Source organism: Winogradskyella sp. HB-48, assembly GCF_049942685.1.
Lineage (GTDB): Bacteria > Bacteroidota > Bacteroidia > Flavobacteriales > Flavobacteriaceae > Winogradskyella.
In genome coordinates this window covers 1,745,001-1,769,940 of record NZ_CP187934.1, presented here as the reverse complement: position 1 = coordinate 1,769,940, position 24,940 = coordinate 1,745,001, and the positions used below count along the sequence as shown (strand labels likewise).

Below are 24,940 nucleotides of genomic sequence, written 5' to 3'. Positions count from 1 at the left end.
GTTATCAAAAATAAAGCATTTTAAAAATAGACTATGGCATTTATAGATTATTATAAAATCTTGGGTGTTGACAAAAATGCCACAGAAGCCGAAATCAAAAAGGCCTACAGAAAATTGGCTAGAAAATACCATCCTGACCTCAATCCAAATGACAAGGAAGCTGAAGTAAAATTTAAACAGCTCAATGAGGCCAATGAGGTATTGAGCAATCCTGAGTTTAGGAAAAAATATGATAAATACGGCGAGCACTGGAAAGATGGAGAGGCATATGAAAAAGCAAGACAGCAACAGCAACAGCAGTCGCAAAGACAATATGGACAAACTTCAGGGTTTGAAGACTTTGGAGGTGGCGCAGAATACTCAGACTTTTTTGAATCCATGTTTGGTGGGAACTTCTCTAGAAGCTCTCGAGGTAGAAATGTAAAATTTAGAGGCCAGGATTATAATGCACAACTACACCTAAATTTAAAAGATGTTTACAATACGCAAAAACATGTACTAACTGTAAATGGAAAAAATATTAGGTTGAGTATTCCCGCTGGTGTTACCAATGGTCAGATTATAAAAATAAAAGGTAAAGGCGGCAAGGGGGTGAATGGTGGTCCGAACGGCGATTTGTATATTGAATTTATAATTGAAAACAATACACCTTTTAAACGTGACGGTGATAATCTATACAAAATTGTCGATTTAGATCTTTACACCGCGATTTTAGGTGGAGAAATAACCATTGACACATTTAGCGGCAAAGCCAAACTTAAAGTAAAACCGCATACACAAAATGGCACTCAGGTAAAACTTAAAGGGCAAGGGTTTCCTAAATACAAAAAAGTAAACGATTTTGGTGATTTATACATCACCTACAATGTAAAACTTCCTGAACGCTTAAGCAACAAGGAGAAAACGCTTTTTGAAGAATTGGCAAAACTACAGTAGCAAATGAATACAATACACTACATAACGGTATCAGAACTTTGTACCCATTACAAAATGGAAGTGTCTTTTTTTAATGGGTTAAGGGATTATGGATTGATCGATGTCATCTCCATAGAAAAAACTGATTATGTTCATCGGGAATATATTGCTGATTTGGAAAAAATGATGCGTCTGTATAGAGACCTTAATCTCAATTTTGAAGGCATTGATGCGGTTTTTAATCTTCTAAAAAAAATCGACTATTTACAAAAAGAGCTTAATTCTACCAGGAACAGGCTTCAAAGGTTTGAAGACTTATAAAAATAACCTATGGAGTACTGTTTGAAACCTGTAGCACTTTGCCGTTGTAATACTTATTCCCTTTTAAAGAAAATTCAAAAATATACGCCGCCATTTCGAAGGCCGTCGTTGGAGCCTGATAGTCAGGAAAAGCTTCTTTAAGCATTTCTGTTTGCACAGCACCGAGTGCTAAAACATTAAATTGAGGCCCAGTTTCTTTATATTCTTCAGCTAGTAATTCTGACAAAGTTATGACAGCCCCCTTACTGGAACTATATGCCGATAAACCAGGGAATTTCACACTTCCTTGGATACCACCCATACTACTAATGGTAACCACATGACCATTTTTTTTCATGTAAGGTAATACTACCCTCGTCATTTCGGAAACCCCAAAAACGTTAGTCCTGTATACGTCCTCAAAATCCTGAAAAGTGGTTTGTGAAAAGGGTTTATTTAAGAGTGTCCCTGCATTGTTGATAAGAATGTCCACTTGGTCCCATTCCGCTTTGATAAATTCTACAACTTTCTTATAATCTTCTTTATTGCATAAGTCAAAAGCAAAGGCTTTGACGGTTTTTAACCCCAGTTCATTGATGGGATTTGAATTTCTAGATAAAGCCAAAACATTATGACCTTGATTAGCAAAAAGTTTTACCAATTCTAATCCAATACCTCTACTCGTTCCCGTTATAATAATATTTTTACTGTTCATTTAATACCACTTCTTTGGTTGGTGAATTCATCATACCCTCTAACGCTGGAATCATTTTATTGACAAAGTTGGTCATATGGATATAATCCATTTTGTCGGCTTCATCATCTACATGATGATAGTAATCAAAATTTGTAAAATCAAAAGTTGAAATAGCATGTGCAGGCATATTAAATTCTTTAAAGAATGGATAATTATCCGACCTGTAGAAAAGTTGAAACTCTTTGGCTTTTGGAAAGAAACCCACAACTTCTTCACCTGCATATTTATTAAGTATTGGTGCAAAATTAGAACGGTTGTAACCACTCATATAAGCCATAGACTCTTCTTTTGATCGTGGCACACCAATCATCTCAAAATTTATCATAGTATACGCATTTAATCCAGCTTCATTTAAACGCTTGGCTAAATGTGCCGATCCCTTAAGTCCCATTTCTTCAGCTGAATAAAGTGTAATTAGAATACTACGCTTATTAGTCTTTGATTTGGAAAAGTATCTTCCAAACTCCATAGCCGCTATTGTTCCTGAGGCATCATCATTAGCTCCATTAGCTATACTGTCACCTTCTACTACTTTTCCTTTCCCAATATGATCATAGTGGCCACCTAAAATAATAAACTCATCTTTTAATTTATCATCAGTTCCCTCAATCATACCCACCACATTGTAACCAACAATATCATTGAGCATAAAAGAATCTCTATACGACTCGAAATAGGGTTTTATTCCATTTCGTTTGAAATAATTTTCAATATAGACTGCCGCTTTTTCAATACCTCTACTCCCTGTTGCCCTACCTTGCAATTCATCCGATGCTAGATATTCCATACTCGTTTTAATGTCTTCAGCCTTTACTGTAATTTTTTCAGAACTCTTCCCAGGTGCACCATCATCTCCTTTTTGTTTGATTGCACAAGACACAATTAGAACTAGAATTAATATTGAAAATAATTTTTTCATAACACTCTATGGTATTTTAGGTTTAAAGATAAAAAACCTGACTTGAATCCAATCAAATCAGGTTTTAAATTTATTTTGAAACTCTGAAACGCATTCAGAATCACAAATTAGATTATACCAGCATTGTCACAGGATTTTCTATATACCCTTTTAAGGTTTGAAGAAATTGCGCCCCTGTAGCACCATCTACCGTTCTATGATCACATGCCATCGTTAACTTCATAGTATTTCCAGGAACGACTTTACCATTCTTAACAACTGGTTTTGAAACGATAGCACCAACAGACAAAATTGCCGAGTTTGGCTGATTAATGATAGAGGTAAAACTCTCTATTCCAAACATCCCTAAGTTGGAAATGGTAAAGGTACTCCCCTCCATTTCATCGAGTGTTAGCTTTTTATTTCTTGCCTTAACCGCAAAGTCCTTAACAGCTGCGCCTATTTGTGTTAAACTTTGCTCGTTTGCAAATTTTACAACTGGCACTACCAAACCATCTGGTACTGCTACTGCCACACCTATGTGAACGTGATTATTCATCTTCATTCTATCATCAAACCATTGGGAATTCACCTGAGGATGTTGTTTTAACGCCAAAGCACATGCCTTAACAATCATATCGTTGAATGAAATTTTTGTATCTGGTAACGAATTGTATTGTTCTCTAAACGCAATAGCATTGTCCATATCAAATTCCACATTTAAGTAATAGTGTGGCGCTGTAAACTTAGATTTTGCTAAATTTTTAGCAATGGCCTTACGCATATTAGAATTTGGCACCTCATCAAAGTCTTCTACACCAGTAGGAACAAATTTACCTACACTTGCAGATGCTTGTGATGGAGTAAAATTCTCAATATCTCGTTTCACAATTCTACCGTTTTCACCAGAGCCTTTGACCTGAGACAAGTTAACACCTTTCTCTTCTGCCATTTTCTTGGCTAAAGGTGACACAAAAATTCTTCCGGTTGAATTTGAAACTGAGGTTGTTGGAGCGCTAGTTGACCCTACCTTGGTTTCAGCTTTTTTAGGCTCTTCTTTCTTTTCTTCTTTAGGTGCAGTTTTAGCTTCGGTCTTTGCTTCTGATTTTGATTCTGAACCACTGGCTTTAAAGTTTTTTGCCACACCAGAAATATCTGTACCAGCAGGACCAATAATAGCTAATAATGCATCTACTTTGGCAGACTCACCTTCTTCTAAACCAATATGTAAAAGCGTTCCTGACTGAAAAGACTCAAACTCCATAGTAGCCTTATCGGTCTCAATCTCAGCAAGAATATCGCCTTCTTCTACCTCATCACCAACTTTCTTTAACCATGTAGCCACGGTTCCTTCTTCCATGGTATCGCTTAAACGAGGCATAGTTACAACAGTAACTCCTTCTGGCAATTCCTCGGAGCTTTCAGCTCCGGTTGTATCTTCTTTTTTATCTTCAGTTTTTTCTTCAGACTTTGTTTCTTCTTTGGTTGAAGAATTACCCTTTAATAAATCTGAAATGTCTTCACCTTCTTCCCCAATAATAGCTAAAAGTGAATCTACTTTAGCAGTTTCACCTTCGTGAATACCAATATGGAGCAATATCCCTTCATTAAAAGACTCAAATTCCATTGTTGCTTTGTCAGTTTCAATTTCTGCTAAAATATCTCCTTCTTCAACTTTGTCACCAACTTTTTTTAACCAAGTAGCAACAGTTCCCTCTTCCATTGTATCGCTTAATCGCGGCATGTTTATTACTTCTGCCATAGCTTATAATTTATGTTGAATAAATGGATAATCTTCTTGCTCGTATACAGCATCGTACATAACGTTCTTTTCTGGATATGGAGATTCTTCCGCGAATTTCTCACATTCAGAGACAAGTTTTTTAACACGCTTATCTATTGCTTTAATTTCTTCTTCAGTTGCGTATTTATTCTCTAAAATAATATCTAAAACCTGAGTAATAGGATCTATTTTTTTGTATTCTTCTACTTCCTCTTTAGTTCTATAATGCTGTGCATCAGACATGGAGTGTCCTCTGTATCGATATGTTTTTACTTCCAAAAACGTTGGACCACCACCTTTTCTTGCGCGTTGAATAGCTTCATCAAAAGCTTCTGCAACTTTTATAGGATTCATTCCGTCGACTGGACCTGATGGCATTTCATAACCAAGACCAAGTTTCCAAATATCAGTGTGGTTTGCCGTACGTTCTACAGAAGTTCCCATAGCATAACCATTATTTTCACAAACAAATACAACTGGTAAATTCCAAAGCATTGCCAAGTTAAAGGTTTCGTGCAATGATCCCTGCCTTGCAGCACCATCACCAAAACAGCAAATAGTTACTGCATCGCTTCCATGGTATTTATCACCAAAAGCTATACCAGCTCCTAATGGGATTTGCCCCCCTACGATACCATGACCACCATAGAACCTATGTTCTTTTGAGAAAATATGCATAGAGCCACCTAAACCTTGAGATGTTCCTGTAGCCTTACCGTACAACTCAGCCATAACGCGCTTTGGATCTACACCCATTCCTATAGGTTGCACATGATTACGATATGCTGTAATCATTTTATCTTTAGTTAAATCCATAGCATGTAAAGCTCCTGCCAATACAGCTTCCTGACCATTATATAAGTGAAGAAATCCTCTTACTTTTTGTTGAATATATACTGCGGCAAGTTTATCCTCAAACTTTCGCCAAAATAACATATCCTCGTACCACTTAAGGTAAACTTCTTTGGTGATTTTTTGCATTTTTGATTCGTTCTTTTAATCCGAATAACAAAAATAACATATTAGTTAGTAACCAAAAAACCGAAAATTGTAAAATTTGTTACGAAAACGTTATAGGAAACTTCTATCGAAACCAAGAGGCAATAAATTTGCTAGAGAGTTTGATTTTACGACCTTACCTGTAGCGCCCATAAAGTAAATCTCTACGGATTGATCTTGTTTTATTTCATATTCTGAAATAGATTGCCTGCATGCTCCACAAGGTGGAATTGGCGAGTCTGTTACTTGATTTTGGGATGAAGCCGTTATGGCAATTTTTAAAATCTTAGCTTTTGGGTATTTAGCACCAGCATAATAAATGGCTGTGCGCTCTGCACACAATCCTGAAGGATAAGATGCATTCTCTTGATTACTACCTACAACAACTTCGTTATTATCTAATAGAATCGCAGCACCTACCTTGAATTTTGAGTAAGGCGCATAAGCATTTTCTCTAGTTTCAATAGCTGATTGCATTAGTTGTTGAATATCATCAGGAAGCTCGCTTAAGCCTTCATAAACTTTAAATGTTGATTCAATCTTAACTTCCTTCATATTCAAAATCTTTGTTAGACAAAAAAACTATTGCTTTTAGACAATAGTTTTTTTAAAATCATTTTATTTATAAATTCTAATATTCATCATACTCGCCATCTCCAAAATTGAATGTCAATGAAAAACGCAAAGTATTTTCTAACGGACTCTGTACTCTAGATGCTGAGAACAAATATGATAAATCTAGATTAATAGTTGTGTATTTAAATCCTGCACCAATGGCAAAAAACTTTCGAGCTCCTTTATCTTCAGCTTCGTTGAAGTAACCTGCTCTGAAAGCAAAGTTTTCTTGGTATGTGTACTCAGCTCCTAAAGCCCAAGTAAACTCTCTAAGCTCCTCACTGAAACCTCCAGGTGCGTCGCCAAAAGACTGAAAAATTCCACTTAAAAAACTTACGTCATTATCTTGTCCTTGAGTAATAATTGTTGGTTCGCTTTCGTCAACATCTGGAGTGCTAGGATCATCATTTGTTTGCTCACCATCACCATTGGTATCTACAAAGCCAAACTTTGGAGGTGTTGGCACCAACAATTTAGAAACTTCAGCTGTAATACCTAATTTACTATACTCATCAAAAATAAAATCGAAACCAGCACCCAATCTTAGATTTGTAGGCTGAAAGTTTTCTCTCCCTCCATCATCATATTTAAACTTTGGTCCTAAATTTTGAATCGCAAAACCTGCTCTCCAACGACCATTAAAATCATTATAGGCTTCTTCTTCACTTTGGTAATAGCCAGTAATATCTGCACCAAACGTACTAGCTGCATCTGCATTGGGATCTACTTGATCAATTCTTAAGTCGGATCTCATATAACGCACTGCCACTGCCATTGCAAATTGATCTGCCAATCTTAATGTGTAAGCAACATCTGCTGTTAATTCGTTCGGTTTTACATTAACACCAGGATCATTTTCGCTTTGGGTTAAAAGAATTTCACCTAAACTAAAATATTTAAAACTTGCTGATACAGCACTATACTCATTTAGTCTGTTAAAATAAGTAGCATAACTTATTGAGATGTCATTTACTAATCTACTCAAATAAGGTGTATAACTAAGGCTGACACCAGATTTTGCTTCTGAAAACACGTATTTTGCAGGGTTATACTGTTGCGAGAATCCGTCCATAGAAGTCGCCACACCCATATCTCCCATTGATGCTGATCTTGCGTCTGGTGCTATAAGCATAAATGGAACACCTGTGGTTATTACAGAGGATTGATCTGGGAATGTTATGGTTTCTTGCGCAAACGTAAAACTTAATGTTACTAAAGCGATAAGGGTTATTGCGTATTTCTTCATGTTCTAATTAGGTTATTAGTACTAAGTCCTTAGCACTAATTCGTTAGCAAATATAATTTATTATTAGAGTATGACAAGTTTTTGAATTTTTTCAACTTGTTTATTTAAACGGTTAGATCTTACTTTTAGTTTATATACATACACACCTTTCCCTATTTTATCACCAAAATCATCTCTACCATCCCAAACAATACTTCTAGACAAAGAAGATGAGCCACTACCGCAGCACTCATCAGAACTTGTTTGTCCATTGAGTGTTCTAACAAGTTTTCCTGAAACTGTAAATATCTGAACCGATACATCTAAAGGCTCTGAACTATTATGGTTAAACCAAAACTCTGTGTAATTCACAAATGGATTAGGGTAATTAAGTACATTCTTAACAACTAATTCTTCATCTTTATCAAAGACCGTAAATTGAATCTCAGAGGTGGATGAATTATTATAGGTGTCCCAAGCTTTTAAAGTAAGCGTGTGTAATCCAGGCTCTAAATCCCTAAACGGATATGTAACAGTTCCGTTTGTGTAATCATCTACATTTGCTTGATAATAGTCATTTAATACTATTGGATTAGTTTCATCTCCATCTATTATAGCTGTTATATCATGACCGATACCACTTGCTGTGTTTATCCCATTATCATCCTGAAGTTTAGCTAACAAACTTGGTGATTCATTAGTTATACCTCCAGAGACAAAATTCTCATCGTTCATGAATAGACTTATTACTGGCCCTATATTATCTTCTGGTGCATTTTCATTTATGCCCCCAACCATTATATCAAAGTTGGCACCAGCCTTGTCTGATAATGGATTATTGCTTTGTGCATAAAAACTAACTTTTCCATTCCCAATAGGTATACCAATATCTCTAGGCACAATGAAGTCAAATTCAAATTGGCCATTTTCAATTGTTGCTTGCCCTTTGAATATAATTTCACCAAGTGTTGTGAAGTTTAAGAAAATTGTACCACTACCATCACTTGTTCCGTCATTTGCTAGAGTTTGTCTTTGAATTCTTTTATCAAAAACAGTAGCAGTTAGTGTACCATTGTAATTAGATAATAAATTACCATTGAAATCTGTAACTTCCCCAGACAATTTAGTATAACTTAGTGCCTTAAGCGTATCTACAGGTTGGGTAATTTCTACATCATTAACTTTGGTCAATCTGATATCTGGCTGAGGAAACGCCAATTTCATCGCAGGATCACCAATTAAAAAAACAAGTCGCTTTTGTGTAATCCCTGCTATGTTATTATCGGTCTTAGTCAACCTTAGAACTTCTCCTATAGGCAGGTAATTATTAGATCCATAAGCAAATAAATAATTATCTAAAGTCTCATTAAAACTCTCACCTACAGTAACAAATATTTGCCTGGTTGTTGTCATTAAACCAATAGCACCCCCTGTTTTATTCCAATATGTAAACTCTCCTGCAGTTGGTCTATTGGGATCATCAAATTTAGTATACTCGCATGTTACTGTTATAAAAAGATTGTATTTGCAGATATTATTGATTTCTTGAGCATCGAATTTATCAAAAATACGTTCTTTTGCTAACCCATCTTCGCCACCATGTCCAAAGTAATTTACAACCACAGCACCAACCTCAATGGCATCTTTAAAAGCTTCGTTCACCTGAGGATATCGGTCTCCTGCAGAAGAAGACTCCTGTTCATACGCATCGGTATGAATTTTCACAACATTAAAAAACGGTTTATCTGTCTCGATATTAGTTCCTAGGTCATCTGTTGTTTCTTGTAAAGTTCTTTCCCATCCTACATCAACATCATCAGATACTAATAATATATTATTTCTCCAACTTCCATAAGCTTCGAGCTTGTAATAGGATTCAATTTTATCTACCATCTCCTTTGCTCGCTGAAGGTCTTCTGCTAATATTCTACCTACAGCAACATCCATTCTATCCATACTACCCATGCCACCTTCATTATTGTCTAACATGGCATAAAAATCATCAGAAACAAAAGAGTTTGTCAGACTAAAACTAGATGTAGAATACCATGAGGGTACTAAGTTAGTATTGTTATTCAGTCTGTCTTTATAGTCATAAGAGCCTTCACCAAACAAGCATATATATTTTAATCTTTTACTTGGAACACTTGCATTATCATAAACATATTTTATGAAATTTCTTAATGCAGCTATATCTTGACTTCCTGTACTAAACTCATTATAAATAGTTTGCAGATCAACAACCTTTACATTAAGACCATATTGATCTCTATTAATCTGAGCCAAACGCTCTGCTTGAGATAAAAGTTCTGTTGGTGATAGAATCATATAATCTATATCCTCAAAAGCACCTTGATTATTTAAGAATATTGTCCCTTTTAAATTTTGATTTGCCAAGGTACTTCTTGAATCTTTTTTTGGCTGTAAAGCGTTTACAACAGAAAATGCTAAATACGTGCGTTCTTCGCCAGAAATGGCTTTAAAGCTTAGGTTACTTTGTCCTTCTGGATTTAAAACATTTGAAACGTTAAACCTATCTGTTATATCCCAAACTTCTTGAACACCAGAAGCATTAGACAAATTATACTCTACAACACCTGGAGTAGTAATCACATCATTGTTTTTAAACACTAATTGATCTCCAGCATATGCCAAGTTTCTTGTTGCTTCAATATTTATATGATCTAAATAGGCGTTTGCCGACGGGTTACCGTTATTGTTATAATCTAGTGTTACTGTTATTGCATCTGTAGAAATATTGACATCACCTCCATAGGCATTTGCAGTACCTAGTACAGATCCTGGGCTAATAATTCCTAAACCAAGGCTGGAGACAAAATTCCCATTTATAGTAATGCCCATTGTAGTGCCATCAGTTTCTGAAACCGAGCCTACGGCAATATCAAAACGAACTGGCTCACTAGTAACTAAGTTTGGAAATTGAAAATTATAGACACGTTGGTTTTCAATAGCAAAATCATCACCAAACCATCGTCTTCCTAATTTGGCTAAATTATACTCATCAACCTCATAAAATTGATAATCTTGAAACGTATTAATTTGAATATCTGCTGCTGTATCTATAACTGGCATTTGCTGAATTCTTTTACCATTGCCAGAACTTACATTTACATAGTAATATGTTTTGTCCGTATATAGGTTAAGATTGGTTTGGCTTTCAACGCTGTAATTCTTTGGCCCTTCACCATAAAATAGGATATAATCGCCATTATCAAAACTCCCATCTTCTTCACCAACAAACTTTACAGCATTCTCTACAACATCAAACGGATAATTAGCAGAATTCAATAAGGGTAACATTCGCCCACCGTTGCCATATATTTTTATTGTTCTTGGGTCTACAGAATTTGTATTTATACCCAAACTGTTCAAAAACCCTTTTGTTAATCGAAAAACACCAGACTCTTCTATATAAAATTTGTACCATTGTCCTGAACTTAAAACGGAATTTGTAATTTCTGACTTTGCTACAACCTGAGATCTATTTGCTGTTATGTTATAGTTTATGATAAAGGATTTAATCTTTTTATAAACCCCTCTGTCATTAATAATAGGGCTAATTTCAAAATAATATCCGCGTTTCTCTCTGGCATTGGTATTGTAAAATTTGTATTGAGGAGAATTTGGAATAAGATTAGTATTTAAGTTTTTAAGACCGCTTTGAGTAATAGTTTCATAAGCGATATTAGATAACGTAACCGAATTTTCATCTACAATACCGCCGTTGCTATCCCATTGAGAGAAGAATAAAAGACCGTTCTCGTCATCATAGCTAAAATGTTTTTCATCGAATCCAGGAACAGTTATTTTTCCGTATTGTGTTTCTAAAACTTTATCACCATTCCATTCAATATTAAATTGTTTTTGTTGTCCAAAAGTGAACAAACCCAACAGAGTGAGAATAAAAACAAAGCAATTTTTCATTTAATATTTTATGATTTAAGCGCCTGAAATTCGTAAAAGCTAATAACACTAACCTGATATAGCACAAATTACAGTAGAATAACGACTAAATTATAGGCTTATTATAGTACTTCAATTTTTATTTCAAAAATACAACAATAATTTATTTTAGCGCTCGTTATTATAGAGCAAAATACATCGTTAAATAGACCAAAAATCCGTTGTCGTGTTCAAAAAAAAGGATGAAATGCATATTTTTTTGAATTTTCAGGCGAAAAAAAGTTGTTGGTTTACCTTTAATTGTTATATTGCGGAACTAAAATTTAAACGAGCTTACTTAAACATATGGATATGAAAAATGTCTCAAACCTAAAATTTTTAATTGCACTGACGCTCTGCGCTAGTATTGTTAGTTGCAAACGCAACTCTAACTCAGGCAATGTAGATAGTGCAACTGGCTGGAAAATCAACGATAAAAACGGTGGTTTTCAATATAACACTAGTTTCAAAGAACAAGAAACACCTCCTGGTACAGCATTTATTGAAGGTGGAACTTTTACAATGGGCAAGGTACAAGATGACCCTATGCACGATTGGAACAACACTCCAAACCAACAGCATATTCAGTCTTTTTACATGGACGAAACCGAGGTTACAAATCTTAACTACTTATTCTATTTAGATTATCTTAAAAGAGTCTATCCACCTGACGACCCAAACTACGCCCTAATTTACAAAGGAGCACTTCCTGATACACTAGTTTGGAGAAATCGCTTAGGTTATAATGAAATGATGACCGAAAATTATCTACGCCATCCAGGTTATGCAAACTACCCTGTTGTAGGTGTTAGCTGGATACAAGCTGTTGAATATGCAACATGGAGATCTAACCGCGTAGCTGAAATGTCATTACAGGATGCTGGGTATATTAAAAGAGATGCTCAGTACACCGATTTAAACGCTGAAAGTACTTTTGATGTAGATACATACATCAATGCACCAACTCAAACATACGGTGGCAACTCCGATGTTTTAGAAGGCGGTAAAAGAAGACAACAAACAGATGCTGATGGAAACCCTATTAATGTTTATGCTAATAGAGAAACTGGAGCAATTCCTGTTAAATACAGACTACCAACTGAAGCAGAGTGGGAATATGCTGCTTTAGGAATGAGTGAATTAAGAAGCTATAACGTTTATAGAGGTCGTAAGAAATATCCTTGGGATGGACAATACACAAGATCTGGAAAGCGCGTAAATCGTGGTGATCAACTTGCTAACTTTAAACAAGGTAAAGGTGACTATGGTGGAATTGCTGGATGGTCTGATGATGGTGCCGATATTACTGCCGAAGTTAAATCTTATGAGCCAAATGACTATGGTCTTTATGATATGGCTGGTAACGTTGCTGAATGGGTAGCTGATGTTTATCGCCCTATCGTAGATGATGAGTTTAATGACTTTAACTACTATAGAGGTAACGTCTACACTAAAAATGCCTTAAATGAAGATGGTACTGTAAAAATTGTTACCGTAGATGAAATCGTTTACGACACTTTAAGTAATGGTAAAATCATTGCTCGTAATCTTCCAGGTGAGATTGCTAAAATCCCTGTTGATGATGAAGATACTTACTTAAGAACTCAGTTTGACAAGAGCGACAACAGAAACTTTAGAGATGGCGATAAGCGTTCTTCGCGCTACTATAGAGAAAGTTTTGACGAAGGTGATGATAGAGTTGATGCCACCGGAAAAATGTACAACTCACCTAAGCATAAAGTTGAAGTAGATTCTGCTGGAGGAAAACTAGTTAGAGAATATGATAAATCTAACAACAGAACATCTTTAATAAATGATGAAGTAAGGGTTTACAAAGGTGGTTCTTGGAGAGATAGAGCATATTGGATAGACCCAGCTCAACGTCGTTATTTCCCACAAGATATGGCTACAGACTATATCGGATTTAGATGTGCTGTTTCTAGAGTAGGTTCAAAATCTGTAAAATCTCAAAAGAGACGCAATTAATAGTACCTTATAAAATAATTTTAAAAAAGTCCTGATAAATTCATCAGGACTTTTTTATTTTTAGGCTTATGGAAATAGCATCTATTTATAAAAAGTTTGAAGCCTGTGCTTCTGTCTCTACCGACACAAGAAAAATCAATAAAGACGATATGTATTTCGCCTTAAAAGGTGATAATTTTGATGGCAATAAGTTCGTAAAGCAAGCATTTGTAAATGGGGCAAAATATTGTGTAGTTGATGATAAAAATGCAGTAATAAATGATAATTGTTTATTAGTAAATGATGTGCTGACTACTCTCCAAAATTTAGCCACTTATCATCGCAAAAAAATTAATGTTCCTATAATATCTTTAACAGGCAGTAACGGTAAAACAACTACAAAAGAACTGATTAAAGCAGTACTCTCAACAACATATAAGGTCAATGCCACCAAGGGAAATCTCAATAATCATATTGGTGTACCCCTCACATTATTATCGTTTAAAAAGGGATTGGATTTTGGCATTGTTGAAATGGGTGCCAACCATCAAAAAGAAATCGAATTTCTTTGCAGTATTTCAGAGCCTGATTTTGGTTTAATCACAAATTTTGGGAAAGCTCATCTTGAAGGTTTTGGTGGTGAGGAAGGTGTAATAAAAGGTAAATCTGAATTGTATGATTTTATAAAATCTAATAAAAAAATCGCATTCATAAACGCAGACGACCCAAAACAAATTAAACAAATTGGTGATTATGGTAGCATCATAAGATTTGGAAAAAGCGATGATAATGATTGTATCATAAAATTTATAAGTGCCGACCCATTTGTAAACTTAAGCTATAAAAATATTGAAATTGAAAGCCAACTCATTGGCGATTACAATTATGGTAACATAGCAGTAGCAGTTGCCATTGGCCAATATTTTAAAATAAAACCGGAAGCTATTAAAAAAGCTATTGAAAGTTACCAACCTAAAAACAATCGCTCAGAGATTATTGAAAGAGAATCTACAAAAATTATTTTAGATGCTTATAATGCAAACCCAACAAGCATGTTGGCTGCACTTAAAAACCTAAAACAGCTCAACTCAGAACATAAGTATCTTTTTCTTGGTGATATGTTTGAGTTAGGTGAAGAAGCTGAAAAAGAACATCAAGCTATTGTTAATTTTGCAGAAGATAATTTTGATAAAAATATCATTCTGGTAGGTGAGAATTTCCACAAAACCTCTACTAAACCAACAACTCAAAAATATAAAACTTTCGAAGATTTAAAATCAGTATTAAAAAACTTAAATCTAAACTACTCTACAATTTTAATAAAAGGGTCTAGGGGAATGGCTTTAGAACGGATTTTAGATTATATATAGAATAAAAAAATCCAAACTTTTAATTTGGATTTTCTTTTTTTGATGTGGGTCATACTGGATTCGAACCAGTGACTTCTACCCTGTCAAGGTAACACTCTGAACCAACTGAGTTAATGACCCTCATATAAACAAAAAAGTTCACATTTCTGTGAACTCTTGTGGGCGCGAAGGGATTCGAACCCCTGACCCCTTGGGTGTAAACCAAGTGCTCTGAACCAACTGAGCTACGCGCCCTAATTATTAGGACTGCAAATATAGACTAGTTTTTAAAATCTCAAAAGATTTTTTTAAAAAAATTAAATTATTTCTGCCACCACAAAAGTACTTCCACCAACGTAGATTAAATCGTTTTTATTCGCATTATTTTTTGCCGTTTTTAAGGCTTCATTTACACTTGAATAAGCATTTCCTTCTAGTCCATTTCTATTAAAAAAGGTTTTTAAAATTTTTGCATCCAATCCTCTTTGTACGTTTGGTTTACAGAAATAGTAATTAGCATTTTTTGGAAGCAAACCTATTATGGAGTTTAAATCCTTATCATTAACTACACCAAAAACAATATGCAGCATATTAAACTTTTCTTTTGCTATTTGGTCAAAAACATAAGTTAGGCCTTCTTTGTTATGTGCTGTATCACATATAATTTTTGGGTTAGTTGCTAAAATCTGCCACCTCCCTTGTAAACCAGTATTCTTAACAACATTTAGCAAACCTTTTTTTAAAATTGAGTTTGAAATATTGTAACCTATTTCTCTAAGAACTGAAAAGGATTGAATAGCTGTCTTTATATTGTGCTTTTGGTATGAGCCTTTTAAATCACTTTCAAAAATTTCTTCAACTAATTGGTCTGCAAAATAAATATCTGAATCAGAATCTTCAGCCTTTTTTATAAAAACACTTCTTGTTTCTAATTGTGTTTCACCAATCACCACGGGAATATTTTGCTTTATAATCCCTGCTTTTTCAAATGCAATTTTATCGAGAGTATCACCTAAAAACTGCATATGGTCAAAACCAATATTGGTAATTACAGAAAGTTCTGGTGTAATAATATTTGTTGAATCTAATCGACCTCCCAAACCCACTTCAATTATAGCAATATCTACTTTTTGTCTAGCAAAATAGTCAAAAGCCATGCCAACAGTCATTTCAAAAAAAGACAACTTATTGTCTTCAAAAAAAGACCTGTTTCTCTTAATAAAACCAATGACAAATTGCTTACTTACCATTTTACCATTGATTTTAATGCGCTCTCTAAAGTCTTTTAAATGTGGGGAAGTGTACAAACCCACTTTATAACCTGCTTCTTGTAATATAGATGCCAACATATGACTCGTAGAGCCTTTTCCATTGGTACCACCAACATGAATGGATTTAAATCCTTTTTCTGGATATCCTAAATGCTTAGAAAGTTTAAGAGTATTGGATAAATCTTTTTTAAAAGCAGTTTTACCCTTGTTTTGATACATTGGTAGTTGTTGAAACATCCAATTAACTGTATCAATATAATTCATTGGTTATTGACCTATATCAAAATTAATACTTACAAAACCTATTTGGGTAGTAGGTGCGTCTGAGTCAGCAGGCCATTTGTGAGATAAAGCTATTTTCTTTGCTGGTTCTAACAAACAAGGATGTGTATTAGTGGTTCCTCTTATACCTGGCGTTGCCTTAACAACATTACCTTGTTGGTTAACTTCAATTCTAACAACTACCAGACCATACTCATTGCAATCTTGTTTGTAAACGCTACGTGTTGGCTTACCTCTTCCTCCCAAACCATAACCCACACCACCTTTACCTGGTCCTGAACCACCAAAATAACTTGGTGCATAAGGGTCTCCGTCTAACTGGCCTTTATTTCCTCCTATAGTATCATCTCCTTCACCTCCATTGTCAGTTCCGTTTGAGTTTTTCACACCTCCAATAAGGTTATCAAGCTTTTCTCTTTTTTCCGCTTCTTCCTTTCTTTTGCGTTCTTCAGCTTCACGCTTTTCGCGTGCTATACGCTCGGCTTCTGCTTTTGCCTTTGCTTCTGCTTGCTTTTGCTTTTTAATAGCTATAGCTTCTGCATTTTCCTGAGTCATTACATCCTCAGTTTTTTCTGTAGATGTTGTGGGTTCTGATTGAGAAGTCTCTGGTTGAGATTCTTCAACAACTTGTTCTTTGACTGCTTCTCTTGGCTGACTTAATGGTTTATTGCCGCTACCAACATCTGTATTTCCAAAATTAACTGCTACACCATATTCTTCTGGTGGGTCTAAATATTGAGGCCCAACAAAAAACAACAATAAGAACAACAACAGTGCAATTAGTACTGTTATTCTTGCAGCATTACGCTGATGTATGGTCTCTAAATATTTCATATAATCACTTTTAGAAGTGAAATTCAAAAACGATACCGTTTTTTTAATTAGGTTGAACTGCCAGAATTACTTTAAACTTATTTCTATTGGCAATATCCATAACCTTAACAACATTCTCCACTGGGACGGATTTCTCAGCACGTAAAACAATAGTCGGTTGTTCTTGAGCAGAAAGAATCTTCACCAATTCATTTTCTAAAACGCTTTCACCTACTCGTTTTTGATCTATGTAATACGTTAAATCTTGTTTGATGCTAACCGCAGTTGATTTTTTATTTTCAGTTTTACCGCTTGCTTTAGGTAAAATAATATCAATAGCATTAGTAGTAACTAATGTTGAAGCAATCATAAAAAATATCAATAACAAGAATACAATATCGGTCATTGACGCCATATTGAATTCTGGTGTTACTTTATTTCGTCCTCTAATATTCATAAATTAGATAGGTTCGTTTAAGTGGTCTAAAAACTCTACTGAATTTGCTTCCATCTGATATACAACCTTATTGGTTTTTACCACAATATGGTTATAGGCTACATAAGCAATAATGCCTACTATAAGCCCACCAACAGTTGTTGTCATTGCAGTGTAGAGACCACTAGCCAAAACATCCATTTGAATTGTACCTCCCGCATTGGCAAGTTCAAAAATGGAAAGAATCATACCAACAACAGTACCCAAAAAACCTATCATTGGTGCCACTCCAGAAATCGTTGCTAGGACACTTACATTCTTTTCTAAGCTATAAATCTCTAATCGACCAGCATTTTCTATAGCTGTATTAATATCTTCTAGTGGTTTACCAATTCTTGTAATACCCTTGGCAATCAATCGAGATACAGGCGAATTTTGTTGTGCGCATAGCATCTGAGCAGAATCTATTTTACCATTACTTACATGATCTTTAATTTGATTCATAAAGTTTGAATCTACCTTAGAAGCTGCTTTAATAGCAAAAATTCTTTCAAAATAAATGTAAGTTGCTACAATAAGAAGCAAGAACAATACAAGAATAATTACCATTCCTGAAGTTCCGCCACTTGTGATTAACTCAATAATGGAAAGTGTTTTCTCAACTTGCTCCCCATCAGTTAATACTTCTACACCATCTTGAATATTACCTAGTAATATCATATAAAAAGTTTTAAGTTTAAAAGTTTCTGTAAGTTATAACGCTAAGTTTATAACTTAAGTATGTTAGAAAATAGCTCTAGTAACCATAAAGGCTGCTGCACCAGCTAAAAATCCGATTAATGCTAACCAAGAAATCTTCTTTAAGTACCAGAAAAAGTCAATTTTCTCCATACCCATTGCTACTACACCAGCTGCAGAACCAATGATTAGCATACTACCACCTGTTCCTGCTGAATAGGCTATAAAATGCCATAACTCATTATCTAAGGGTTCTGAGAACATACCCAAACTTGCCGCAACTAATGGAACATTATCAATTACCGCAGAACCTACACCTAGCAATAACACCACCAAATCAGAAACGCCTTCTCCATTATGCCATTCGGTACCAAGCGCTGGCATTGTTTCTTGGAGTGAACTTGCAAAACCAAATAAAATTCCTAGCGATTCTAATGCGGCAACTGCCATTAAAATTCCTAAAAAGAATAATATACTTGGTAATTCTATTTTAGATAAAGAATAATGTACCGGACTATGACTCGCATGAGCGTCATGTTCATCGTGATTAGTTGCTGAAATTGCAAATTTTGAATTACTGTAAACTTCTGCAAAAATTGCCACAACACCTAGTGATAACATCATACCTACATATGGAGGTAAATGCGTTATAACTTTAAAAATTGGAACAAATATAATCGCTCCTAACCCTAAGAATAGCATTGTAGAACTAAACTTGCTCTTTGGTTTGTCATCTGCCTCTTGTAATTCTACCGTTCCTTTAAAAGTTGGTAGTAAAGAAGCTATAAATGTTGGTACTGCCATACACAATACTGAAGGAATAAATAAATATGAAAATAATTTTCCTGTGGAAACTTTATCTCCAATCCAAAGCATGGTTGTTGTTACATCACCAATTGGTGACCATGCACCGCCAGCATTAGCAGCAATGATAATCAAGCCTGCATACCAAATTCTTACATCTCTATCTTTAACAATCTTTTGAAGTATAGATATCAAAACGATAGTCGCAGTAAGGTTATCAATTATTGCAGAAAGAATGAAAGCTAGACCAGAAAACATCCAAAGTAGCTTTTTTCTACTATTGAATTTTACAGCAGCTTTAATTGTAGAGAACCCATCAAAATAATCTATGATTTCTACAATGGTCATTGCACCTAAAAGGAACACTAAAATCTCAGCTGTTTTACCTAAATGATGGAGTAACGTCTCTTCCATAAGATGCATTTTCTCATCATGGTTAAGAAGACCAAAATTTTCCATGAGGTTATGCTTAGCTGAATCAAACCATTGTGTAAAATCATCTATGCCCAACGATATCAAAGCCCAACTTATAGCCATCATCACTAAGGCTGGAATGAGTTTATCTATTTTTATATTATGCTCTAACGTAATAGCCAAATAACCAAATACAAATACGAGAATTATTACGGTTTCCATATATTAAGGGATGTTATATTAATTGTCTTAATGCAATCTCAAATGCAGTTTCACTTATACCAATACTAGTAGGATTATTATCTTTAACTTCTTGTAAGGCCTTTTTAATGACCGCTGAAGTATCATTAAAAATAGCTTCGTCCGTCATTTGAACTTTACGCTCCATAAAATAAGCAAATACTCTTGCCATTCCACAGTTTGAAATAAAATCTGGAATTAAACTTATCTTTTGGTCTGTATGCTCCATTATTGGTCCAAAGAAAATCTCTTTATCTGCAAAAGGCACATTAGCACCACAAGTAATAACTTCCAATCCAGCACCAATCATCTGATCTATTTGGTCTTTGGTTACCAATCTTGATGCTGCACATGGAGCAAAAACTTCGGTTTCTAAAGACCATATTTTTTTATTTATTTCATCGAATGGAATTAGATTTTCTGCAACAAGTGTATTTCCATTTTTGTTAAGATATAATTTAGTAATCTCATCAAATGTAAAACCTTTTTCATTAATGAGACCTCCTACTCTATCAATGACACCAACAACTTTAGCACCCATTTGAGCGAAATAAAACGCTGCCGCTGCACCTACATTACCAAAACCTTGAACTATAACACGCTTATCTTCAATGGATGATTCATTTAACTCATAAAAATGTTTTGCCGCAACAGCTACACCATAACCAGTAATCATGTCTGCAACAGTATATTTTCTAGATACATCTGGAGAATATTCAGGATTTTCAATTACTTTGATAACTCCTTGTCTTAATTGACCAATTCTGTTAATCTTATCGGCTTGAGTAGGTTTAAAATGTCCTTCGAAAACTCCTTCTTGTGGATGCCAAACACCACTTTCTTCCGTAATTGGAATCACTTCATGTATCTCATCCACATTAAGATCTCCACCTGTACCATAGTAACTTTTCAGCAGAGGAGAAACAGCAGCATACCATCGTTCTAATACACCTTTTTTTCTTGGATCGTGTGGGTCAAAATTTATTCCAGATTTAGCCCCACCAATAGCAGGACCGGATACAGTAAACTTCACTTCCATAGTTTTTGCTAATGAAAGTACTTCATTCATATCTAAACCTTTTCGCATTCTAGTACCACCACCTGCGGCACCACCTCTAAGCGAGTTAATTACTGTCCATCCCTCGGCATCTGTTTCGGGATCATTCCAATGAAATACTATTTCTGGTGATTTATTTTCGTACTTGTGAAGTAATTCCTTTATCAATTTGTATGAATTAATTAGTGATAACAAATATAAAAAACTCAAATCCCTAAAAAGTGAATTAATTATTAATTTTAAAGATTAGGAAATAAAATCTTCCCTGAAGAATGATCTTTTATGGCTCCTGTAACACTCTTTAGACAGTTGATTTCGTTTCTATCCTTAAGAACACCTAAAAGACCAAAGACTAGAGCTTCTTTAAACTCAATGATTTCATTATTGGGAATTAAAATTTTTGATTCTGATTTTAATTTAAGTCCATCAATTAAAAAATCATTGTAAGCTCCACCTCCCGTTATTAATGTATTAGTCATCTTACCTTTCAAAACTTTAGAAATCTGAATTGCGATATGCTCAGTAAATGTCCTTAACGTATCTTCAACACTAAGGTTATAGTTGTCTATTAAAGGAAATACATACATTTTCACCCATTCTAATCCAAGAGACTTAGGTGCTGGCTTTTTATAAAATTCGAGCTGATTTAATTTTTCCAACAACTCACTGCGAAGCTTTCCTGTTGAAGCTAAATTACCATGATTGTCGTATTCTAGATTAAGTTTTGAAGCATAATGATTAAGAACAATATTAACCGGACAAATATCATAGGCGATGCGTTCATTATTTTCTTCAAAAGAAATATTTGCGAATCCACCTAAATTCAAACAATAATTATAATCATGAAAAAGCAACTTATCCCCAATTGGCACTAAAGGAGCGCCTTGCCCATTGTACTCTACATCTTGCACCCTAAAATCACAAATAACTTTTTGTTGTAAGATATTAGCAAAAACTTGGTTATTTCCTATTTGATAAGTCAGGCCTTTGTCTGGTTGATGAAGTGCTGTATGTCCATGAGAAGACACAAAATCTATATTAATTATTTTATGATTATCTATGAAATTCTGAATCTCAGTTGCCAAATATTTAGAATAATTAATATCTATCTCTTTTAATTCTTCAAGTGATCTATTTACCAAACTACTTAATAAGTTCTTCCACTTATTTGAATATTTTCGAGTTTCAGCATTAAAAATTTTAAAATTCCAATCTCCATCGTAGCTAAATACTGTATGAATAATATCAACCCCATCTAAAGATGTCCCAGACATAACTGCCACAACATTATATTCAGCTTTTATCATATTAGTAAAAATAATATTACTTATTGAAAAAAGAGCAAGAAAGCGTTATCTTTGCATGAATTTTTTAACAAATCAATAATTACTTAATTTATGGATTTTAGCTTAACTGAAGAACATTTAATGATTCGTAATGCGGCAAGAGATTTTGCTCAAACAGAATTACTTCCTGGTGTTATAGAACGTGATAACACCCAGACTTTTCCAGATGAATTAGTTCGAAAAATGGGAGAACTAGGATTTATGGGTATCATGGTAGATCCAAAATATGGTGGAAGTGGTTTGGATGCTATTTCTTATGTACTGATTATGGAAGAATTATCTAAGATAGATGCTTCAGCCTCAGTTATGGTTTCAGTTAATAATTCTCTAGTTTGTTATGGACTTGAAGCTTTTGGCACAGAAGAGCAAAAACAAAAGTATTTAACTAAACTTGCCACTGGTGAACAAATAGGAGCATTCTGTTTGAGTGAGCCAGAAGCTGGTAGTGATGCTACTTCTCAAAAAACTACTGCAATAGATATGGGTGACCATTATGTAATTAATGGTACAAAAAACTGGATTACAAATGGTGGTCGCTCTGATGTTTACTTAGTAATTGCACAAACAGACAGAGAAAAAGGACATAGAGGAATCAATGCTTTTATAGTTGAAAAAGGAACTCCAGGTTTTGATATTGGTCCTAAAGAAGATAAATTAGGTATTAGAGGTAGTGATACCCATACGCTTCAATTTAACGATGTTAAGGTACCTAAGGAAAATAGAATTGGCGAAGATGGATTTGGTTTTAAATTCGCTATGAAAACACTTTCTGGTGGACGTATTGGTATTGCTGCACAAGCTTTAGGTATAGCTTCTGGTGCATACGAACTTGCTTTAAAATATAGTAAAGAGCGTAAAGCTTTTGGTACAGAAATTTGCAACCATCAAGCTATAGCTTTTAAACTTGCAGACATGTATACCGAAATTGAAGCTGCTCGCATGCTAGTAATGAAAGCGGCTTGGGATAAAGACCAAGGCAACAATTATGATATGTCTAGTGCTATGGCAAAATTATACGCTAGTAAAGTTGCAATGGAACAAACTGTTGAAGCTGTACAAATACACGGTGGAAATGGATTTGTAAAAGAATACCACGTAGAGCGTTTAATGCGTGATGCAAAAATCACTCAGATTTATGAAGGCACTTCTGAAATCCAAAAGATTGTAATCTCTAGAGGTGTTATTAAAGGATAAGACTTCTTTTATATAAAATTGAAAAGGCTTCGCATTTTAAGTTGAAGCCTTTTTTATGAATTTAATTCGTCTAAAACCAACCTGATTTCACCATATCTATATTTATCATCTAGTTGATGCTTTAAATCTGAAAGTGTATCAAATTTATGTTTTGGTATTAACTCTTTTAATTCTTGATAATGCGTTTTTGGCATTAAATCGGAAATTTTAATTTCACCAGTTTTAATGAATTTAGCTAAATGACCAAATATTGTATTTTCGTTTAATTCTCTAAGATGAGCAATTTCTTCTATTGTTTTACCATCTTTAAATAATGCCAAAGATTCTTTTTGGGTATCGCCTTTTTTACGTTCAGGCTTTTTTTCTTCTACAAATTCAAATTGAGTAGTATCTGTAGTATCAATATCATTCTCATCACAATACTCTCTAATTACAGTTAAAATATCGTTTCCATACTTTTCAACTCGAACTTTACCAAAACCATTGATTTGTAACAGTTCTTTTTTTTTCTTTGGTAAAGTTTCACACATTTCATAAAGTGCTCTTTGTGTGAAAATTTGATAGTGAATTAAATCGTGTTCTTGAGCTAGAGTATTCCTCAACTCTCTTAACAGTTCAAATAACTCGATATTTGTTGTACCGTCTATAACAGTTTTTCTTAGCTTTTTTGGTTTGTCTTTAGTTAAAAAGACCGATTTAGCTCTTAATCCTAAAAACTTATTGACTTCAAAACCTTCTTTCAATTCAGAAAAATAGAGTTTTTTAGTCGCTATAAGTTCTTCAATAGTGTCTAATTGTTTACTAATATCTTTATCTAAAGCTTTGTTATCTGTACTAAAACTAAAGTTTTGATAAATATCAATAATCTTGCTTTTAGTTTCTTGAGTAAAATAAGTAATAGCTTTTTTAAAACGCTCTTGTATAACAGAATCGTTTTCTGGCAACTTATCTTGAGCTAATTCTTTTAATTGAATTTTAAATGAATTAGCCACCTTCAGTAAGTTTGTAGCACAATCCTTTATAGTGGTTAAAGGTTGCTCTAGGTTACCTTCAATACTTCCTCTGTTTTTATAATAAATATCTAAAACTCTATTTACAGGATATATAAATTGAAAAAAATCAAAAACTTCTGAAATTAATTGAAGCTGAAATATAGATTTTGATTGTTCCAAATCTTTTTCATCTGGTTGGTTTTCTTCAGCTAGTTTGTTGAAATTTAGAACATTAATGTCACTTATAATTTGTCTTGAATCAATCTTGCTTTTTAAAACTAGTCCTTCTAAAGATTTACACCTGCTTAAGGCAACGTAAGTTTGCCCATGTGCAAAGGCACCTTCGGCATCAATAACTGCTTTTTCAAAGGTCAAACCTTGACTTTTATGAATCGTAATTGACCAAGCCAAACGTAAAGGCATTTGCGTGTAACTACCTATTTTGTCCTCGGTAATAGCATCTGTTTCTTTATCTACTTTGTAAGTTATATTTTCCCAAGTTTCAGGTTTAGTTATGATTGTAAAATCATCATCTAGACATTTTACAACAACTTCGTCTTTATCTAAATCAATAACTTTACCTA

The 24,940-nt window shown here is 34.3% G+C and carries 20 protein-coding genes and 2 tRNA genes (1 of these 22 running past the window's edge); 5 read left to right on the top strand and 17 right to left on the bottom strand.

Features of this window, described 5'->3' with window-relative positions:
• Window positions 1-33: 33 nt before the first annotated feature.
• Together ACPX19_RS07845 and ACPX19_RS07840 are read left to right on the top strand one after the other, a co-directional pair.
• Entirely contained in the window at window positions 34-936 is a 903-nt protein-coding gene (locus tag ACPX19_RS07845) for a DnaJ C-terminal domain-containing protein (RefSeq protein ID WP_426429453.1), read from the top strand.
• A gap of 3 nt (window positions 937-939) precedes the next feature.
• Window positions 940-1,236: a chaperone modulator CbpM gene (locus ACPX19_RS07840; RefSeq protein WP_426429452.1), complete on the top strand. Its 297-nt coding sequence runs from the start codon at window positions 940-942 to the stop codon at window positions 1,234-1,236.
• 7 nt (window positions 1,237-1,243) lie between these two features.
• Here the strand turns inward: ACPX19_RS07840 and ACPX19_RS07835 are convergent, their stop codons facing one another.
• The 7 genes from ACPX19_RS07835 to porU form a co-directional block, all read right to left on the bottom strand.
• Window positions 1,244-1,930 (bottom strand): SDR family NAD(P)-dependent oxidoreductase, encoded by a 687-nt coding sequence (locus ACPX19_RS07835; protein WP_426429451.1) that lies wholly within the window; start codon window positions 1,928-1,930, stop codon window positions 1,244-1,246.
• Window positions 1,920-2,891: a M28 family metallopeptidase gene (locus tag ACPX19_RS07830; RefSeq protein WP_426429450.1), complete on the bottom strand. Its 972-nt coding sequence runs from the start codon at window positions 2,889-2,891 to the stop codon at window positions 1,920-1,922. The genes ACPX19_RS07835 and ACPX19_RS07830 overlap by 11 nt, the downstream gene beginning before the upstream one ends.
• Before the next feature lie 112 nt (window positions 2,892-3,003).
• A complete protein-coding gene (locus tag ACPX19_RS07825) occupies window positions 3,004-4,632 on the bottom strand; it encodes a pyruvate dehydrogenase complex dihydrolipoamide acetyltransferase (protein WP_426429449.1) in 1,629 nt (542 codons plus the stop codon).
• Window positions 4,633-4,635: 3 nt separating this feature from the next.
• The gene (gene pdhA / locus ACPX19_RS07820) at window positions 4,636-5,634 is read right to left on the bottom strand and encodes a pyruvate dehydrogenase (acetyl-transferring) E1 component subunit alpha (protein ID WP_426429448.1); all 999 of its coding nucleotides are present in this window, start codon (window positions 5,632-5,634) and stop codon (window positions 4,636-4,638) included.
• Between the two features lie 90 nt (window positions 5,635-5,724).
• Window positions 5,725-6,207 (bottom strand): cytidine deaminase, encoded by a 483-nt coding sequence (gene cdd, locus ACPX19_RS07815; protein WP_426429447.1) that lies wholly within the window; start codon window positions 6,205-6,207, stop codon window positions 5,725-5,727.
• Window positions 6,208-6,283: 76 nt separating this feature from the next.
• On the bottom strand, window positions 6,284-7,513 hold the full coding sequence (gene porV / locus ACPX19_RS07810) for a type IX secretion system outer membrane channel protein PorV (protein ID WP_426429446.1): 1,230 nt from the start codon (window positions 7,511-7,513) through the stop codon (window positions 6,284-6,286).
• 63 nt (window positions 7,514-7,576) lie between these two features.
• Complete coding sequence (gene porU / locus ACPX19_RS07805) at window positions 7,577-11,437, bottom strand: type IX secretion system sortase PorU (RefSeq protein ID WP_426429445.1); 3,861 nt, start codon at window positions 11,435-11,437, stop codon at window positions 7,577-7,579.
• A gap of 324 nt (window positions 11,438-11,761) precedes the next feature.
• On the opposite strand from porU, the gene gldJ reads away from it, so the two are divergent.
• Entirely contained in the window at window positions 11,762-13,441 is a 1,680-nt protein-coding gene (gene gldJ, locus ACPX19_RS07800) for a gliding motility lipoprotein GldJ (RefSeq protein WP_426429444.1), read from the top strand.
• Window positions 13,442-13,509: 68 nt separating this feature from the next.
• The gene (locus tag ACPX19_RS07795) at window positions 13,510-14,790 is read left to right on the top strand and encodes a UDP-N-acetylmuramoyl-tripeptide--D-alanyl-D-alanine ligase (protein WP_426429443.1); all 1,281 of its coding nucleotides are present in this window, start codon (window positions 13,510-13,512) and stop codon (window positions 14,788-14,790) included.
• 45 nt (window positions 14,791-14,835) lie between these two features.
• Here the strand turns inward: ACPX19_RS07795 and ACPX19_RS07790 are convergent.
• The 9 genes from ACPX19_RS07790 to ACPX19_RS07750 form a co-directional block, all read right to left on the bottom strand.
• Window positions 14,836-14,910 (bottom strand) — tRNA-Val (locus tag ACPX19_RS07790).
• Between the two features lie 39 nt (window positions 14,911-14,949).
• A tRNA-Val gene (locus ACPX19_RS07785) sits at window positions 14,950-15,024 on the bottom strand.
• Window positions 15,025-15,086: 62 nt separating this feature from the next.
• Window positions 15,087-16,304: a bifunctional folylpolyglutamate synthase/dihydrofolate synthase gene (locus tag ACPX19_RS07780; RefSeq protein ID WP_426429442.1), complete on the bottom strand. Its 1,218-nt coding sequence runs from the start codon at window positions 16,302-16,304 to the stop codon at window positions 15,087-15,089.
• Window positions 16,305-16,307: 3 nt separating this feature from the next.
• Window positions 16,308-17,156: an energy transducer TonB gene (locus ACPX19_RS07775; RefSeq protein ID WP_426429441.1), complete on the bottom strand. Its 849-nt coding sequence runs from the start codon at window positions 17,154-17,156 to the stop codon at window positions 16,308-16,310.
• 43 nt (window positions 17,157-17,199) lie between these two features.
• Window positions 17,200-17,592 carry an ExbD/TolR family protein gene (locus ACPX19_RS07770; RefSeq protein WP_426429440.1) on the bottom strand — a complete coding sequence of 131 codons (393 nt, stop codon included), beginning with the start codon at window positions 17,590-17,592 and terminating at the stop codon, window positions 17,200-17,202.
• Between the two features lie 3 nt (window positions 17,593-17,595).
• Window positions 17,596-18,291: a MotA/TolQ/ExbB proton channel family protein gene (locus ACPX19_RS07765; protein ID WP_426429439.1), complete on the bottom strand. Its 696-nt coding sequence runs from the start codon at window positions 18,289-18,291 to the stop codon at window positions 17,596-17,598.
• Between the two features lie 63 nt (window positions 18,292-18,354).
• Window positions 18,355-19,749 carry a sodium:proton antiporter NhaD gene (gene nhaD, locus ACPX19_RS07760; protein ID WP_426429438.1) on the bottom strand — a complete coding sequence of 465 codons (1,395 nt, stop codon included), beginning with the start codon at window positions 19,747-19,749 and terminating at the stop codon, window positions 18,355-18,357.
• Window positions 19,750-19,762: 13 nt separating this feature from the next.
• On the bottom strand, window positions 19,763-20,989 hold the full coding sequence (locus ACPX19_RS07755) for a Glu/Leu/Phe/Val dehydrogenase dimerization domain-containing protein (protein ID WP_426432444.1): 1,227 nt from the start codon (window positions 20,987-20,989) through the stop codon (window positions 19,763-19,765).
• A gap of 74 nt (window positions 20,990-21,063) precedes the next feature.
• On the bottom strand, window positions 21,064-22,131 hold the full coding sequence (locus ACPX19_RS07750; protein WP_426429437.1) for an anhydro-N-acetylmuramic acid kinase: 1,068 nt from the start codon (window positions 22,129-22,131) through the stop codon (window positions 21,064-21,066).
• A 90-nt stretch (window positions 22,132-22,221) separates the two neighbouring features.
• Between ACPX19_RS07750 and ACPX19_RS07745 the strand changes: the two genes are divergently transcribed.
• Complete coding sequence (locus tag ACPX19_RS07745; RefSeq protein WP_426429436.1) at window positions 22,222-23,364, top strand: acyl-CoA dehydrogenase; 1,143 nt, start codon at window positions 22,222-22,224, stop codon at window positions 23,362-23,364.
• 53 nt (window positions 23,365-23,417) lie between these two features.
• Here ACPX19_RS07745 and ACPX19_RS07740 read toward each other — a convergent pair whose 3' ends face one another.
• A protein-coding gene (locus ACPX19_RS07740; RefSeq protein ID WP_426429435.1) for a helix-turn-helix domain-containing protein crosses the window boundary here: on the bottom strand, window positions 23,418-24,940 show its 3' portion. The gene runs 916 nt beyond the window's last position; the window shows 1,523 of its 2,439 coding nt (coding positions 917-2,439); its start codon lies beyond the right edge, outside the window; its stop codon occupies window positions 23,418-23,420.